The sequence below is a fragment of the Variovorax sp. VaC1 genome, assembly GCF_043658315.1.
Taxonomy (GTDB): domain Bacteria; phylum Pseudomonadota; class Gammaproteobacteria; order Burkholderiales; family Burkholderiaceae_C; genus Variovorax.
In genome coordinates, this window is the sequence record NZ_JBIGLT010000005.1 from 448,466 (window position 1) to 463,286 (window position 14,821).

16 protein-coding genes are annotated in these 14,821 nt (G+C 66.5%); 5 read left to right on the forward strand and 11 right to left on the reverse strand.

Annotated features, from left to right (window positions below; genetic code table 11):
• The 11 genes from ACGLHS_RS22095 to gstA form a co-directional block, all read right to left on the reverse strand.
• Positions 1-750, reverse strand: a complete 750-nt coding sequence (locus ACGLHS_RS22095; protein ID WP_394483224.1) for a VOC family protein — start codon at positions 748-750, stop codon at positions 1-3.
• An 11-nt stretch (positions 751-761) separates the two neighbouring features.
• Entirely contained in the window at positions 762-1,235 is a 474-nt protein-coding gene (locus ACGLHS_RS22100; protein ID WP_394483226.1) for a GNAT family N-acetyltransferase, read from the reverse strand.
• Positions 1,232-1,717, reverse strand: a complete 486-nt coding sequence (locus ACGLHS_RS22105; RefSeq protein WP_093242189.1) for a RidA family protein — start codon at positions 1,715-1,717, stop codon at positions 1,232-1,234. Before ACGLHS_RS22105 ends, ACGLHS_RS22100 begins: the two co-directional genes overlap by 4 nt.
• Positions 1,718-1,816: 99 nt before the next feature.
• Positions 1,817-2,920: an alkene reductase gene (locus ACGLHS_RS22110; protein WP_394483228.1), complete on the reverse strand. Its 1,104-nt coding sequence runs from the start codon at positions 2,918-2,920 to the stop codon at positions 1,817-1,819.
• A gap of 84 nt (positions 2,921-3,004) precedes the next feature.
• The gene (locus ACGLHS_RS22115; protein ID WP_394483230.1) at positions 3,005-3,823 is read right to left on the reverse strand and encodes a GntR family transcriptional regulator; all 819 of its coding nucleotides are present in this window, start codon (positions 3,821-3,823) and stop codon (positions 3,005-3,007) included.
• 349 nt (positions 3,824-4,172) lie between these two features.
• On the reverse strand, positions 4,173-5,177 hold the full coding sequence (locus tag ACGLHS_RS22120) for a Bug family tripartite tricarboxylate transporter substrate binding protein (RefSeq protein WP_394483232.1): 1,005 nt from the start codon (positions 5,175-5,177) through the stop codon (positions 4,173-4,175).
• Positions 5,174-7,006: an acyclic terpene utilization AtuA family protein gene (locus tag ACGLHS_RS22125; protein ID WP_394483234.1), complete on the reverse strand. Its 1,833-nt coding sequence runs from the start codon at positions 7,004-7,006 to the stop codon at positions 5,174-5,176. The genes ACGLHS_RS22120 and ACGLHS_RS22125 overlap by 4 nt, the downstream gene beginning before the upstream one ends.
• Positions 7,003-7,788, reverse strand: a complete 786-nt coding sequence (locus ACGLHS_RS22130; RefSeq protein ID WP_394483236.1) for an enoyl-CoA hydratase/isomerase family protein — start codon at positions 7,786-7,788, stop codon at positions 7,003-7,005. The genes ACGLHS_RS22125 and ACGLHS_RS22130 overlap by 4 nt, the downstream gene beginning before the upstream one ends.
• Positions 7,789-7,804: 16 nt before the next feature.
• Complete coding sequence (locus ACGLHS_RS22135; protein ID WP_394483238.1) at positions 7,805-8,647, reverse strand: enoyl-CoA hydratase/isomerase family protein; 843 nt, start codon at positions 8,645-8,647, stop codon at positions 7,805-7,807.
• Positions 8,647-9,897, reverse strand: coding sequence for a CaiB/BaiF CoA transferase family protein (locus ACGLHS_RS22140; RefSeq protein WP_394483240.1), 1,251 nt, complete (start codon positions 9,895-9,897; stop codon positions 8,647-8,649). Before ACGLHS_RS22140 ends, ACGLHS_RS22135 begins: the two co-directional genes overlap by 1 nt.
• Before the next feature lie 114 nt (positions 9,898-10,011).
• A complete protein-coding gene (gene gstA / locus ACGLHS_RS22145; RefSeq protein WP_093242171.1) occupies positions 10,012-10,620 on the reverse strand; it encodes a glutathione transferase GstA in 609 nt (202 codons plus the stop codon).
• A gap of 177 nt (positions 10,621-10,797) precedes the next feature.
• On the opposite strand from gstA, the gene ACGLHS_RS22150 reads away from it, so the two are divergent.
• The 5 genes from ACGLHS_RS22150 to ACGLHS_RS22170 all read left to right on the forward strand — a co-directional run bounded on the left by ACGLHS_RS22150 (position 10,798) and on the right by ACGLHS_RS22170 (position 14,759).
• Complete coding sequence (locus ACGLHS_RS22150) at positions 10,798-10,983, forward strand: DUF1328 family protein (RefSeq protein WP_013538518.1); 186 nt, start codon at positions 10,798-10,800, stop codon at positions 10,981-10,983.
• Positions 10,983-11,129: a hypothetical protein gene (locus ACGLHS_RS22155; RefSeq protein ID WP_176801155.1), complete on the forward strand. Its 147-nt coding sequence runs from the start codon at positions 10,983-10,985 to the stop codon at positions 11,127-11,129. Before ACGLHS_RS22150 ends, ACGLHS_RS22155 begins: the two co-directional genes overlap by 1 nt.
• 304 nt (positions 11,130-11,433) lie before the next feature.
• On the forward strand, positions 11,434-13,392 hold the full coding sequence (mnmG, locus tag ACGLHS_RS22160) for a tRNA uridine-5-carboxymethylaminomethyl(34) synthesis enzyme MnmG (protein ID WP_394483243.1): 1,959 nt from the start codon (positions 11,434-11,436) through the stop codon (positions 13,390-13,392).
• Positions 13,389-14,030, forward strand: a complete 642-nt coding sequence (rsmG, locus tag ACGLHS_RS22165; protein ID WP_394483245.1) for a 16S rRNA (guanine(527)-N(7))-methyltransferase RsmG — start codon at positions 13,389-13,391, stop codon at positions 14,028-14,030. The genes mnmG and rsmG overlap by 4 nt, the downstream gene beginning before the upstream one ends.
• Positions 14,031-14,144: 114 nt before the next feature.
• Positions 14,145-14,759: a LysE family transporter gene (locus ACGLHS_RS22170; protein ID WP_093242163.1), complete on the forward strand. Its 615-nt coding sequence runs from the start codon at positions 14,145-14,147 to the stop codon at positions 14,757-14,759.
• The last annotated feature ends 62 nt before the right edge of the window (positions 14,760-14,821 follow it).

The window sequence follows — 14,821 nt, forward strand, 5'->3', positions numbered from 1 at the left end:
TCAGAGCGGTGTTCCCTGATGGAACGCCATGCGCCAGCGGCCGCGCCGCAGCCGCCACAGCGAGCTGCGCAGCGAGTCCGCCGAAGGCCGCTCTGCGGTGGCCTTGCGATGCACGCGGTAGGTGACCAGCGCGGCATCGGGTGCGATGCGCTTCACACGAAATTCCGACATCGTGCGCTCCGAAAAAGCCTCGTCGCGCAGGGCCTCGATGATGGCGGGGCGTGTCCACGCGGTGCCCGAAATACCGATCTCCTCGAAGTCTTCTTCGAGCAATTCTTCGAGTCGTGCGGCGCTCGCGCGCACCTCGCGCAAATGCAGATCGCCTTCGAGTTTCAGCAGCAATGCATCGAGGTTTTCGGCCGGCGCGGCTTCGTAGAGTTCCAGCGGCAGCCCGTCCGGATCGGCAAAGAAGGTGAAGCGCCGGCCCGTGTATTCGTCGGTGCGCAGCGGCTCGACCGCGATGCCTTGCGCCGTGAGTTCGTCGGCGGCGGCCTGCACGTCGTGCACCTCGAAGGACAGATGGCGCAGGCCCTGTGCCTCGGGCCGCGTGGGGCGCGCGGGTGCATCGGGGAAGGAGAAGAGTTCGATCTGCGAGCCATCGGGCAGGGCCAGGTCGAGCTTGTACGAATCGCGTGCGGCGCGGTAGTTTTCAGCGACGACGCGCAGGCCCAGAACCTCGGTGTAGAAGCGCTTCGACACCGCGTAGTCGGCGCAGATGACGGCGACGTGATGGATCTTTTCGAGTTGCATGGTGTTGAAGGTCACAGCCGCTTGCGCAGAAAGACGCGTGTGCGTTGCTCGAGCACGAGCCGCTTGTATTCGACATAGCCGATGCGTTCGTAGAGCGCGCGGTTCTCGGTCATCTTCTCGTTGGTGAAGAGGTAGATCGAGTCGTGGCCCTGCCGCCGTGCCTCACGCTCCGCAAGTTCGAGCAGCGCGCGGCCGACGCCCGTGCCCTGGTGCTGCGGCAGCACGGCAATGACGTCGATCAGGAAGCCTTCGTCGGTGGTGTCGAGCACCAGCGCGGCCACCACCTGCTGCTGTTGTTGATGCTGCTGCGTGGCGACCCACACCTGCGCGTTCGCGATGGCCGCGCCATAGTCCTTTGCCATCGGGGTCGGCGTGAGGCCCAGGCGCGGGATGTAGGTGCGGAAGGCTTCGATGGCGCACGCGGCAACCGCGTCGGCATCGGCGGCATCTGCGCGCCGCAAGGTCCAGGTGGCGGGGCTCTTCATGCCGCGAATTCCACTTCGCCTTCGATCTCGACCGGGATGTTGAACGGCAGCTCGGCCATGCCCACGGCGCTGCGCGCATGGGCGCCGATGTCGGGGCCGAAGAGTTCGAGGATGAGGTCCGAAAAACCGTTGATGACGGCAGGCTGCCTGTCGAAGCCAGGCGCCGAAGCGACCATGCCGAACACGCGCGTCCAAGCGGTGATGCGATCGAGATCGCCGAGGGCGCGCTGCAGGCTGCCGAGCATGGCCAGTGCCGTGAGGCGTGCGGCCGCGTAGCCCTGTTCGACGGTCAGTTCACGGCCCAGCTTGCCCAGTGGCGCGGCGATGGTGCCGTCGGCGTTGAGCGGGCCGTGGCCCGAGATCAGCGCGCGGCTGCCGGCCATGCGCACGAACTGAAAGGGCAGCACCACGCCGGGTGGCGGCGTGACGGTGGGCGGAAGCACGAGGCCGAGTGCGGCCAGTCGTTGTTCGATGCGGGCCATGGCGTTTCTTTCTCTTCGGTCGGAAGACGGATGCGTCGCCGCATCTTGCCATGGCCCATTTCACATCCGCGGCGCCTGAGCGGCGCCCCCGGGGCCTTGTCAGGCCAGTGCCGGATAGTCCGTGTAGCCCTTTGCGCCGCCGCCGTACATCGTGGCTTTGTCGAGCTCGTTCAGCGGTGCGTTCTCGCGCAGGCGGCGCACGAGGTCGGGGTTGGAGATGAAGGGCTTGCCGAAGGCCACGAGGTCGTCGCCTTCCTTCAGTGCTTCTTCCGCCAGCGGGCGGTCGTAGCCGTTGTTAACCATCCATGCGCCCTTGCCGCCGGCTTCGCGGTATGCGGCCTTGAGGGCTTCGTAGTCGAAGGGGCGGTCTTCGATTTCTCGCGGGCCGCCGGTGGCGCCTTCGATGATGTGGATGTAGGCCAGGTTGAGCTTGGCGAGCTGCTTGACCACGTAGGCGAAGAGCGGCTGCGGGTTGCTGTCGTGCACGTCGTTGGCCGGCGTGACGGGCGACAGGCGGATGCCGGTCTTGCCGCCACCGATGGCGTCGACCACGGCGCGCGTGGCTTCGAGCAGCAGGCGGGCGCGGTTTTCGATGGAGCCGCCGTAGTCGTCAGTGCGTTTGTTGCTGCCGTCTTTCAGGAACTGGTCGAGCAGGTAGCCGTTGGCGCCGTGCACTTCGACGCCGTCGAAGCCGGCGGTCTCGACCGCGCTGCGGGCTGCGACCGCATAGGCGTGGACGATGCCGGGCAGTTCACCGGCGTCGAGCGCGCGCGGCTCGGAGGTCTCGACGAAGGTCGGCACGCCGTCCTTGATGAGCACGGTCTTGGTCTTGGCGGTGATGGCCGAAGGCGCAACGGGCTTTCCGCCATCGGGTTGCAGTTCGGTGTGCGAGACGCGACCCACGTGCCACAGCTGCACGACGATCTTGCCGCCCTTGGCATGCACGGCGTCGGTCACACGCTTCCAGGAGTCCAGCTGCTCGGTGCCGTAGAGGCCCGGCACGTCGGCATAGCCCTGGCCCTGGTGGCTGATGGCGGTGGCTTCGGTGATGAGCAGGCCGGCCGTGGCGCGCTGGCTGTAGTAGGTGGCGGCGATGTCGGGCGGAATCGCATTGGGCGAGCGGTTGCGCGTCAGCGGCGCCATCACGATGCGGTTGGCGAGCTTCAGGTCGCCGGCCTGTACGGGGTCGAAGAGGGTTGACATCGTGTGAGAGCAAAGGAAGTGAAAACAGGCCGAAGGCTAAGCCCGGGGCCTCAACCCTGCTGCGACGGGGTTGTCCGGTTGGTGCTATGCGTTCGGCGGGAGCGCCAACGCCTCGGGGATCAGCGCGCCGTGGTAGTTGGCCCAGGTGTCGAAGGGCATCTCGACGTCGGACACGAAGCGGTCGCCCCGGTACCAGAAGCGCCCGGCGAGCGCGATGCGGCCCTGCGTGTCGAAGATGCGGCGCTCCATGTGGGCGATGGGCGTGGCGAAGGAGCAGTGCAGGTACTGCGCGAGCAGCAGGTCGGCCGGTGCGACCGTGAGCGTCTGCTGCACCTTGTGCATGCGGTCGGCGGCGTAGGTGTCGAGCAAGTAGGCGATCTTGTGATGCTGCTCGCCATCGGGCGGAAAGAGCGCATGGATTTCCGAGGCGACGTGGATCTCGACGAGGCAGAAGGGCTCGCCGCCGTGCACATGGATCTTGCGGATGAAGGCGTAGTCGGCGTAGGTGGCGCCACCGCGCGCCAGGCCTTCGGGCAATGGTTGCTGGCGGCGCTGCTCGAGGATGTCGAAGCGGATGTCGCGCGCACGCGGGTCGTTGATGGCGTTGCGTAGCAGGAGCGGATCGGTGCCCGTGGAAGGCTGTGCCGAGACGAAGGTGCCGCGCCCGCGCTGGCTGGTGAGGAGGCCCTCGCGCGCCAGCACGCCATAAGCCTGCCGCACGGTGACGCGCGCCAGCTTGTAGTCGGCCGCGAGCTGCGCGACGGTCGGCAGTTGCTGGCCGCTTTGCAGCTCACCGTGTGTGATGCGGTGGCGCAGCACGCTGGCGAGCTGCAGGTACTGCGTGACGCCCGCGCCGTGCTCGCCGCCGATAGGGGAAGAGGGGGGCGGGGCTGTGGGGTTCATGTCGGTCTTCAACTGCTTTGGTGGTTGGGCTCTTGCTCGGGGCTTTCTTCAGGGCGCGTGCACAGGACACCGGGTACTCCCCTCCGCGAATGTCCCCCGCTTCGCTCCTCCTTTATTTCGCTGCGGGGAGCACCCGGTGCCCTGCGCACAGTGGGCGCTGCGCTGGTGCTCGCCGATCAACAACTGCACTGCCCAACGATCACGCTGATGGGGTGCCTTGCGCACCGAAATAAAGGAGGAGGCCGCAGGCCAGAAGACATTCGCAGAGCAAGGTACCCCGTCGGCGTGAGCGCGCCCTGAACAGCGCACTCCAAGCACAACCCGACGAATGGAAGAACAGAAAGTCATCCTAGGGATTGTCGATGTGCAGCGACCGGATGAACGGAACCCACCGCACACGCTCGGCCCGGCCATAGGCTTCGGCCTGCGCGGGTGTCGTGGGCCCGAGCGGATCCGACGCACCCTGCGCGAGCCGCGCCTGCACGGCCGGCAACGCCAGTGCCTGATTGAGCGCGGTGTTCAGCTTGGCGAGCACCTCCGGCGGCGTGCCCGCAGGCGCCATCAGGTCGTTCCATGTGTAGGCCTCGTAGTCGCGCAAGCCTTGCTCGGCGAAGGTCGGCAGCGTGGGGGCCATCGGGCTGCGCTTGTCGCCCGAGATCGCGAGCATCTTCAGCTTTCCCTGCTTGGCGAGTGGCGTGGTCGAGATCAGGCCGTCGAACAGCAACTGCACGTGGCCACCCGACAGGTCGACCAGCGCGGCGCCGTTGCCCTTGTAGGGCACGTGCAGCAGCTGCACGCCCGCGGCCTTCGCGAAAGCTTCGCCGACGATGTGGCTGATGGAGCCCGGCCCGCCCGAACCGTAGCTGATCTGGCCCGGCTTGGCCTTTGCGAGCGCGATGAGTTCCTTCAGGGTGCCGGGCATGTCCGCGCTGCCCACCAGCACGAGCGGCGTGCGCGAGACGAGGCCGATGGCATGCAGGTCTTTCTCGACATCGAAGGGCAGCGAGCGGTACAGGCCCACGTTCATCACGAGCTGCGAGCTGGTGCCCAGGCCGATGGTGTAGCCATCGGGCGGGGCCTTGGCGACGGCCTCGGTGCCGATCACGCCGCCACCGCCGCCACGGTTTTCCACCACCACGCTCTGGCCCAGGCTCTGCGTCATGGCGATCGCGAGTTCGCGCGCGATGGTGTCGTTGCCGCTGCCGGTGCTGAAAGAAACGATGAGGCGGATGGGCTTGTTGGGCCACGCCGATTGCGCGAAGGCATGCAGTGGCGCACCGAGCGTTGCAGCAGCGGTCGCTGCTGCGGTGCAGCCGAGCACGAGCCGGCGCCGCTGGAGGTGCGCGGTGTTCATGGCAACAAGGCGAGCAAGGCCGTGCTCACGCGCACCGGCACTGCGAGCAGGATCTGCCCCATGCCCTTGCCGAGCGGGTCGTTGCGCAGCGACGCCATGCCACCGCCGCCCAACGCCTGTTCGCAGACGAAGTTGAAGGCGTCGATGCCGGGCACGTCGTAGCGCGTGACGCGGCCCTTCACCAGATGCGCAAGCCATTCGGCCACGCGGGCTTCGGTGAGTTGTTCGCGCAGCAGTGGCAGCAACGCGGGGTGGCGCGCGATGACGCCGATGTTCGAGGTGTCGCCCTTGTCGCCGCTGCGTGCCCATGCGAGGCGGATCAACGGGACTTCGATGCTGTCGGCGGTGTCGACTGCCGCGACGGTTGGTACGGGCGCTGCTGCGTTCGTCGCGCGTGGTGCGTCGTTGTTCGATGAAGCCTGCGCCTGCGGCACATCGACTTGTGCACCATCGAGCACAACGCGCGCTTGCACGCGGCCCTTGTCGAGCAGGAAGGCGTACTGCCGTATCGATGGCGACACCGATGCACGCCCGCCGCCCGACCCGGTGGTGCCCGGTGCCCATGACGTGCCGGCCGGCGCGACCTCGCGCGCGAAGAGTTCCAGTGCCTCCTTGCGCGGATGCGTCACCGCGAGCCGCAGGATGGCTTCGCGCGTTTGCGTGGCTTGTGCGTGGGGTCCGTAGCAGGACTCGGCACCGAGCACTTCGAGCTGCGTGCCGCTGTAGGGGCCGAATCCGTATTGAGCGAACAGCTCGCCCGTGCGCGCAAGAATGGCCTCGCCCGTCCGCCGGGCCTTCGCCACCGCATCGAAGCCCACGATGGTGAGCTGCGCGGAGGTCTTGAAGCCGTCGACATACGTGGCGCACACCTTGTAGGTGGCCGTCGGTGCGCGGCCGCGCGCGCCGTGCACCGCCACGCGGTGTTCGCCAGCCTGCGCGATGCGCACCTGCGTGAAGTTGGCCACCACGTCGGGCAGCAGATAGGCGGCGGGGTCGCCGATTTCGTAGAGCAGCTGCTCGCCCACCACCGCGGGCGTGAGCTTGCCGCCGGTGCCTGTGGGCTTGGTGACGACGAAGCTGCCATCGGCTTTGCACTCGACGATCGGGTAGCCGATGTGGGGCCAGTCGGGCACGGTGTCCCAGTCGGTGTGCAGGCCGCCCGTGGCCTGGCAGCCGCATTCGATGATGTGGCCCGCGAGGCTGCCGGCCGCCAGCAGGTCGTGGTCGCCGGGCTGCCAGCCGAACTCGTGCATCAGCACGCCGAGCGTGACGGCCGAGTCGACGCAGCGGCCGGTGATGACCACTTGCGCGCCGGCATCGAGCGCGGCCTGCACGGGCCGTGCGCCGAGGTAGGCGTTGGCGGTGAGCACGCGTTCGGGCAGGGCGGCGCCGCTTTGCAGTTCGCGCACCGGCGGTTGCGATTGCCGCAGCTCGGGCAGCAGCGGCGACACGTCGTCGCCGCTCACCACGGCGATCTTCAGTGCGATGCCTTGCTCGGCCGCGAGCGCGGCCAATGCATCGGCGCAGCCTTGCGGATTGACGCCGCCCGCATTGCTCACGACGCGGATGCCTTGCTTCACCACGTCCTTGAGCACGGCCTTCATCGCGACCGACACGAAGTCGGTGGCATAGCCCAGCTCGGGCTTCTTGAGCCGCGCGCCCGCAAGGATCGACATGGTGAGTTCGGCAAGGTAGTCGAACACGAGGTAGTCGATCTGCCCGCTGGCCACGAGCTGCGGCGCACCGACGCTGCTGTCGCCCCAGAAGCCCGAGGCGCCGCCGATGCGGACGACGCGGTCCTTGTTGTTGGTGCTTGTGTTGCTGTTCATCGGCCACTCCATTGCGGCTTGCGCTTTTCGCGGAAGGCGAGCTGGCCTTCGGTGGCGTCTTCGGTGAGGGCGAAGAGGGCGATCTGGCTTTCGGTGAAGGCCATCGATTCTTCAAAGGCCATGGCCTCGATCTTCTTCATCGTGTAGAGGCCGCGGCGGATGGCGGCGGGCGATTTGTCGAGCATGCGGCCGAGCAGCCAGTCGACGCTTTCATCGACGTTGTCGCTCACGCGGTTGACGAGCCCGTGTTCGAGCGCCTGCGCGGCGGTGATGGGTTCGCCGGTGATGCACATCTCGGACAGCACGCGGCGCGGCAGCAAGCCGCCGAGCACGCTGAGCACCTGCGCGGGAAAGAGGCCGACCTTGACCTCGGGCAAACCGAACACGGCCTGGCTGCTGGCCACCGCCATGTCGCACATGCCCATGATGCCCATGCCGCCGGCCATGCAGGCGCCGTTGACGCGCGCGATCAGCGGCACGGTCGATTGCTTGGCCTGGCGGAAGAGATTCGCGAAGCCCTGGTAGGGCTGCGAATAGTCGAACTTGAAGGCGCTGCCGCTTTGCAGGTCGGCGCCCGCGCAGAAGGCCTTTGTACCGGCGCCGGTGATGACGACGGCGCGCACGGCGGTGTCGGTGTTGGCGCGTGCGAGTGCGGCGGACAGGCCCGCGAGCACGCCGGGGCTGATGGCGTTGCGGCGCGCTTCGCGGTCGATGGTGAGCCACAACACGGACCCGCGCATTTCCTCGCGCAGTTCGGTGGTGGCAGGAGCGGTGTCGGTCATGCGGCGGGTCCTTGGTTCAAGAAGTAGAGGAGGGAGATGAAGAAGTCGCGGGCGTGGCGGGCCACTGGAAGCGCGCCGGCCGGCGTTGCGTGAAGTCGTCGATGGCCTGGCGGTGGTCGTCGGTTGCGAAGGCCAGGCCTTGGGCCATGGCTTCGAACTCGAACATCGCGTCCATGTCGCTGTCGTGCGTGCGTTGCAGGCCCTGCTTGGTGAGCGCGATGGCGGTGGCGGGGCCGTTCGCCAGCGCGGCGGCAATGGCCTGTGCATGCGGCAGAAGCGCATCGGCGGCGATGACTTCGTGGACGATGCCCCAGTCCATCGCGGTCTGCGCATCGAGTTCGCGTGCCGAGAGCATCAGCGCCTTGGCACGGTTCAGGCCCACGCTGCGCGCGAGCGTGAAGAGCGAGCCGCAGTCGGGCACGAGGCCGACCTTCATGAACGACATGCAAAAGCGTGCGCTCGGTGCGGCGAGCACGATGTCGGCCGCCAGAGCAAGGCCGAAGCCGCCGCCATAGGCACAGCCTTCGACGGCCGCTATGACGGGCTTGTCGCTCTGCATCAGCAGGCGCATGCCGGCTTGCGCATCCTTCATGCGAAGGCGGCCTGCAGCGGCTTCGAGGCGTTCGATCTCGCGCATGCCCTTGACGTCGCCGCCGGCGCAGAAGTGGCCACCGCGTCCGGTGAGGACGATGGCACGCACCTGCGGGTTGTCCACCGCGCCACGGATCGCATCGAACATCTGCGCGCGCATTTCGAGGTCGAAGGCGTTGCGGCGTTCGGGCCGGTCGAGCGCGATGGTGGCGACGTGGCCGTCGATGTCGCAAGCGATGAAAGAGGAAGGAGAAGATGAAGTGGTCATCAGGATGCGCGCACGGCGCCGTTGTGAATAAGGGCGTCGATGCGCGCGTCGTCGTAGCCGGCTTCGCGCAGCACTTCGCGGCTGTGCTGGCCCACGCGCGGGGGCGGCGTGGCCTGGCCCGGCGGCGTGCCGGACCATTCGCTGGGCACGGCCATCTGGCGGATGCGGCCGACGTCGGGGTGGTCCATCTCGCTGAAGAAGTCGATGTCCTGCAGGTGGGCGTCGTCCAGCAGCGTGTCGAAGGTGTGCATCGGAAAGACGGGGATGTCGGTGCCGCCCAGCAGCGCCTGGCACTCGGCGGTGGTGCGCGTGGCAAGCGCTTCGCCGACCATCGCATAGAGCGCATCGATGTGCCGTGTGCGCACGCGGATGTCGGCAAAGCGCGGGTCGGTGTCGAACAGCGCCGGCTGGCCGATGGCCGCGAGGAAGGCGCGCCACTGCAGGTCGGTGTAGATCAGGCAGCAGACGTGGCCGTCGAGCGTTTTGTAGGGGCGGCGTTCGGGCGAGAGCAGGCGCGGGTAGCCGAAGTCGCCCTGCGCCGGCACGAAAGTCTGGTTGTAGAGGTGGTCGCCCAGCACCTGCGGCACCATGGTCTCGAACATCGGTACGTCGATGCGCTGGCCGCGCCCGGTGCGCTCGCGGCCATAGAGCGCGGCGCTGATCACGCCGAAGGCATAGAGGCCCACCGAGCGGTCGGCGATGGTGATGGGCATGTAGCGCGGCGTGCCGTCGGCGCTGCCCATGGCCATGGCCTGGGGCAGAGCGCAGGCGGCCTGGATGAGGTCGTCGAAGGCGGCGCTGGCGGCGTGGCGTCCGCGCTGCGAGAAGCCGAACATGCCGACGTAGAGCAGGCGCGGGTTGATGGCGGCGAGCGTTTCGTAGCCCAGGCCCAGGCGCTCCATGGCCTGCGGGCGCACGTTGTAGGTCAGCACGTCGGCGTCGCGCACGAGATCGATCAGCGCGGCGCGGCCATCGGGCGATTTCAGGTCGAGTGCGATGCTGCGCTTGTTGCGGTTCATGCCCAGGAACAGCGGGCCCATCTTCTGGTGGCCCTGCGCGCCGATGCCGCGCACCACGTCGCCTTCGGGCGATTCGACCTTGATCACATCGGCGCCGAGGTCGCCGAGCATCTGCGTGGCCGAGGGGCCCATGAAGATGGTGGTGATGTCGATGACCCGCACACCGGTGAGGGGGCCGCGTGCGCAGGGTTCGTCGCCGCCGGGGCGCGGGGAGTTGGAAGAAGAAGACATCGGCCTCAATCTCTAAAGTTCTATTTATAGAGTTTATGAGGCGAAAGAAAAGCCGCGCAAGGCGGCTTGTGGCTGAATCGATCCGGGTTTTCCCCCGGATCGGAGCGCTTTGGCTTACTTCAGCAGGCCTTCTGCCTTCATTGCTTCCTGAACGGCCGGGCGGGCGCCCACGCGTGCGTGCCAGGCCAGGAGGTTGGGGTAGCCGGAAATGTCCACGCCGGTGGGCTTGGTCCAGTTGGTCACGGTGAACAGGTAGCCGTCGGCCACGCTGAAGCTGTCGCCCATCAGGTACTGCTTGTCGGCCAGTTCGTTGTCGAGCCACTTGAAGCGCGAGGCCAGCTTGTCCTTGAAGATGGTCTTGGCTTCTTCGGGCATGGCCGGGTTGAACAGCGGGCTGAAACCCTTGTGCACTTCGGTGCCGATGAAGGTCAGCCACTCCTGCAGGCGGTAGCGCTGCAGCGTGCCGGCGGCGGGCGCCAGGTTCTTGGTGGGTGCCAGGTCGGCGATGTATTGCAGGATGGCCGGGCCTTCGCGCAGGCGGGTGCCGTCGTCCAGCTCGAGCATGGGCACGTAGCCCAGCGGGTTGATGCCGTAGTAGTCGGTGCCGTCTTGCAGCTTGTGGCTCTTGGTGCTGGCCAGCACGGGCTCGGCGGCAATGCCTGCCTCATGCAGGGCGATGTGGGGCGAGAGCGAGCAGGCGCCAGGCGAGTAGTACAGCTTCATGCGAAAAACTCCAATGGATATCGAGGTTGGATTTTTGGAACCGAACCGGATGCTAGCGGGTTTGGCCGCATCGCGTTTTTGTCCTACGGCTGCATGCGCGTGCTGACTATCGGTGCGGCGTCGACGCCTTTCTAAGCTGCCGGCACGGTGGGCGAGGCCTGCCGAAGGAGTTGTGGAATGCTGAAGTACGCCATCATTTTTGCGGTGATCTCGTTGGTGGCCGGCCTGCTTGGTTTTGGCGGCGTGGCCGCCGGTGCCGCAGGCATTGCGAAGCTGTTGTTCGGCCTGTTCCTGGTGCTTGCGGTGCTGTTCGTGGTGCTCGCCGCGCTCGGCGTGGGCGCGGTGAAGAAGGCGCTGGATTGATGCTGCGCGTTCCTCTGAAGTGGCCGAAGGCGCGCTCGCTCGGGCTGCTGCTGCAAAGCCCCGCGCACCGCGTGGTGCGGGTGCTGCTGGTCACGCAGACCCACTGGCAATTGCCGGAGCATCGCTCGCGTCGACGCCGGGGCTGAAAGACCGGGTGCGCCTGTTTCACGCGGAAGGGCGTGGATCGCTGGCAGTGCGCGCGCGTGATGGGCAAGGCGCTGGTGGGCATGAAGAACCCCGCGCCAATGGCGCAAGTGGCCCAGATGACGAGCCGATGCGGGTTGTTTGCTATTAAATATATAGCAAACTATTCAATGAAGACGGGCGTATGACCCCTATTTGGCAAGCCCCTCTAGCTTGTCCACACAGGCGGCGCAAAGCGGCATCGACGATTAAAATTGGCGCCCCCTTTTGCGCCGCGCACGCGTCAGTTGTGCGCCCCCATTTCAAATGCTGTACCCCGAAGAATTCGACGTGATCGTCGTCGGCGGTGGCCATGCCGGCACCGAAGCCGCGCTCGCCGCCGCGCGCATGGGCGCCAAGACGCTGCTGCTCTCCCACAACATCGAGACGCTGGGGCAGATGAGCTGCAACCCGTCGATCGGCGGCATCGGCAAGGGCCACCTGGTGAAGGAGGTCGACGCATTGGGCGGCGCGATGGCGATTGCCACCGACGAGGCCGGCATCCAGTTCCGCATTCTCAATTCGAGCAAGGGCCCGGCCGTGCGCGCGACCCGCGCGCAGGCGGACCGGGTTCTGTACAAGGCGGCGATCCGTCATCGCCTGGAGAACCAGCCGAACCTGAGCTTGTTCCAGCAAGCCGTCGATGACCTGATGGTCGAAGGCGACCGCGTGGTCGGCGCCATCACGCAAGTGGGCATCGCCTTTCGGGCGCGCACCGTGGTGCTGACCGCGGGCACTTTCCTCGATGGTCGCATCCACGTTGGCCTGGACAACTACCAGGCTGGCCGCGCGGGCGACCCGCCGGCCATCAGCCTCTCGGCACGGCTCAAGGAACTGAAGCTGCCGCAAGGCCGCCTCAAGACCGGCACGCCGCCGCGGCTCGACGGTCGCAGCATCGATTTTTCGAAGTGCACCGAGCAGCCCGGCGACGGCATGCCGGGTGGGGCAGGGCCGATGCCTGTGTTCAGCTTCATGGGCCGAGCCGACATGCATCCGCAGCAGATGCCGTGCTGGATCACGCACACCAACGCGCGCACGCACGACATCATCCGCTCCGGCTTCGACCGCAGCCCGATGTTCACCGGCAAGATCGATGGCGTCGGGCCGCGCTATTGCCCGAGCGTGGAAGACAAGATCAACCGCTTTGCCGACAAGGAAAGCCACCAGATCTTCCTGGAGCCCGAAGGCCTGACGACCAACGAGTACTACCCCAACGGGATCTCGACCAGCCTGCCGTTCGACATCCAGTACCAGCTGGTGCGTTCGATGCCCGGGCTGGAAAACGCGCACATCCTGCGGCCGGGCTACGCGATCGAGTACGACTACTTCGATCCGCGCGAGCTCAAGAGCAGCTTCGAGACGCGTTCAGTCAAGGGCCTGTTCTTTGCCGGGCAGATCAACGGCACGACCGGCTACGAGGAGGCGGCGGCCCAAGGCCTGTTCGCCGGCATCAATGCCGCGCTGCAATGCCGCGGCGAAGACGCCTGGCTGCCGCGTCGCGACGAAGCCTACCTGGGCGTGCTGGTCGACGACCTCATCACCAAGGGCGTGACCGAGCCGTACCGCATGTTCACCAGCCGCGCCGAGTTCCGGCTGCAACTGCGCGAAGACAACGCCGACATGCGTTTGACGGAAGCAGGGCGCAAGCTGGGCTTGGTAGACGATGCGCGCTGGGATGCTTTCAGCCGAAAGCGCGATGCTGTTTCACGTGAAACAGAGCGCCTCAAGTCGATCTGGGTGAACCCCCGCAACCTGCCGGCGGCCGAGTCGGAGCGGGTGTTGGGCAAAGTCATCGAGCACGAATACAACCTGGCCGACCTGCTGCGTCGGCCCGACGTGAGCTACCAGACGCTGATGTCCCTGGACGGCGGCAAGTACGGCGCCCCGGCGGCGCTGAGCGAAACCGAGATCGAGCAGATCGAGATTTCGGCCAAGTACTCCGGCTACATCGAGCGCCAGCACGATGAAGTGGAGCGCGCCGCGCACTTCGAAAACCTGCGCTTGCCCGCCGACTTCGACTACGGTCAGGTCAAGGCGCTGAGCTTCGAAGTTCGCCAGAAACTGGACAAGCATCGCCCCGAAACCCTGGGCCTGGCTTCTCGCATTTCGGGTGTGACGCCCGCAGCCATCTCTCTCTTGATGATCCATTTGCGCAAGGGTGGGCACAAAGCCTTTGCCCGCGACACCGCCACCGAAGCTGCTGCCGAGCCGCAATCCGCAGAATGACGGCGCCCATCGACACGCTGCGCGCAGGCGCAGTCGCCCTGGGCGTGGCCTTGTCCGATCGGCAGGCCGAGCAACTGCTGGCCTACGGCACGCTGATGCTCAAGTGGAACAAGGTCTACAACCTCACAGCGGTGCGCGATCCGGCCGGCGTGATGACGCACCACTTGCTCGACAGCCTCGCGGCCGTGGCGCCGTTGCAGCGCGAGTGGGCAGGGAAGGGGAAGCTGCTCGACGTGGGTTCGGGCGGCGGTCTGCCCGGCGTGGTCATCGCGATCATGCGGCCCGACATCGAGGTGAGCTGCCTCGATGCGGTCGCGAAAAAGGCTGCGTTCGTCCAGCAAGTGGCGGCGGAACTGGAGTTGCCGAACCTTCGGGGCTTGCACGCCCGGGTCGAATCTCTGGCGGGCAGCTACGAAATCATCAGCTCCCGCGCCTTTGCTTCGCTGCCCGATTTCTTCAATGGCTCCGTTCATCTGCTCGCACCCGGCGGCGTGTGGCTCGCGATGAAGGGCAAGGTACCGACTGACGAACTCGCTGTCTTGCCCAAGGGCGTGGCTGTGTTTCACGTGGAACAACTGACGGTTCCGGGCCTGGACGCCGAGCGTTGCATCGTCTGGGCGCGCAAAGAAGCAGCCTGAATCTGCAAAAGAACGGGGCGCGCCAGCAAAAGCGCGCCACGGAACAGCCCTCGCGGCGTTGGCCTCGCTTAGACTCGACAGCTCCCCCTTGGCTCTCTTTTTCGAGGCAAATCCATGTTCGGCATCGCTGACTACGGCGCTTTCGTCGCCGCCATCGTTCTGTTTCTCCTGATTCCCGGTCCGGGCAATCTCGCGCTGATCACATCGACCAGCAAAGGCGGAATCCGAGGCGGACTGGCAGCGACAGCGGGGCTGATCATTGGCGACCAGTGCCTTCTGTGGGCGGCGGTGGCCGGCGTGTCGGCCGTGATGGTCGCTTACCCTGCAGCATTCAAGGCGGTCCAGTGGCTGGGCGCGGCATATCTGGGCTGGCTGGGCATCAAGATGCTGCTGGCCAAGCCGGGCGCGGCGCCCATTCTCAACATCAAGCCGGGCCATTTCATGCGCCAGGCGTTCACGATCACCTTGCTGAACCCGAAGGCGATCGTGTTCTACATGGCCTTCTTTCCGCTGTTCGTCGACCCGGCCCGTCATCAAGGCGTGGTCACTTTCGGCGTGATGGCGCTCACGATCGCGACGCTCACCTTCCTGTACGGCCTGACCTCGACGCTGCTCACGCACTTCCTGGCCGAGCGCATTCGTGCCAATCCGCGCATTTCCACCACGCTAGAAAAGCTGGCCGGCACCTTCCTGGTCGCCTTCGGCATCAAGCTCGCGATCACTCGCTGAACACCCTCCAAGACACTGATGCCCCCACACTCATCACTTCGTGTATTCGCTGCCCCCCAAGG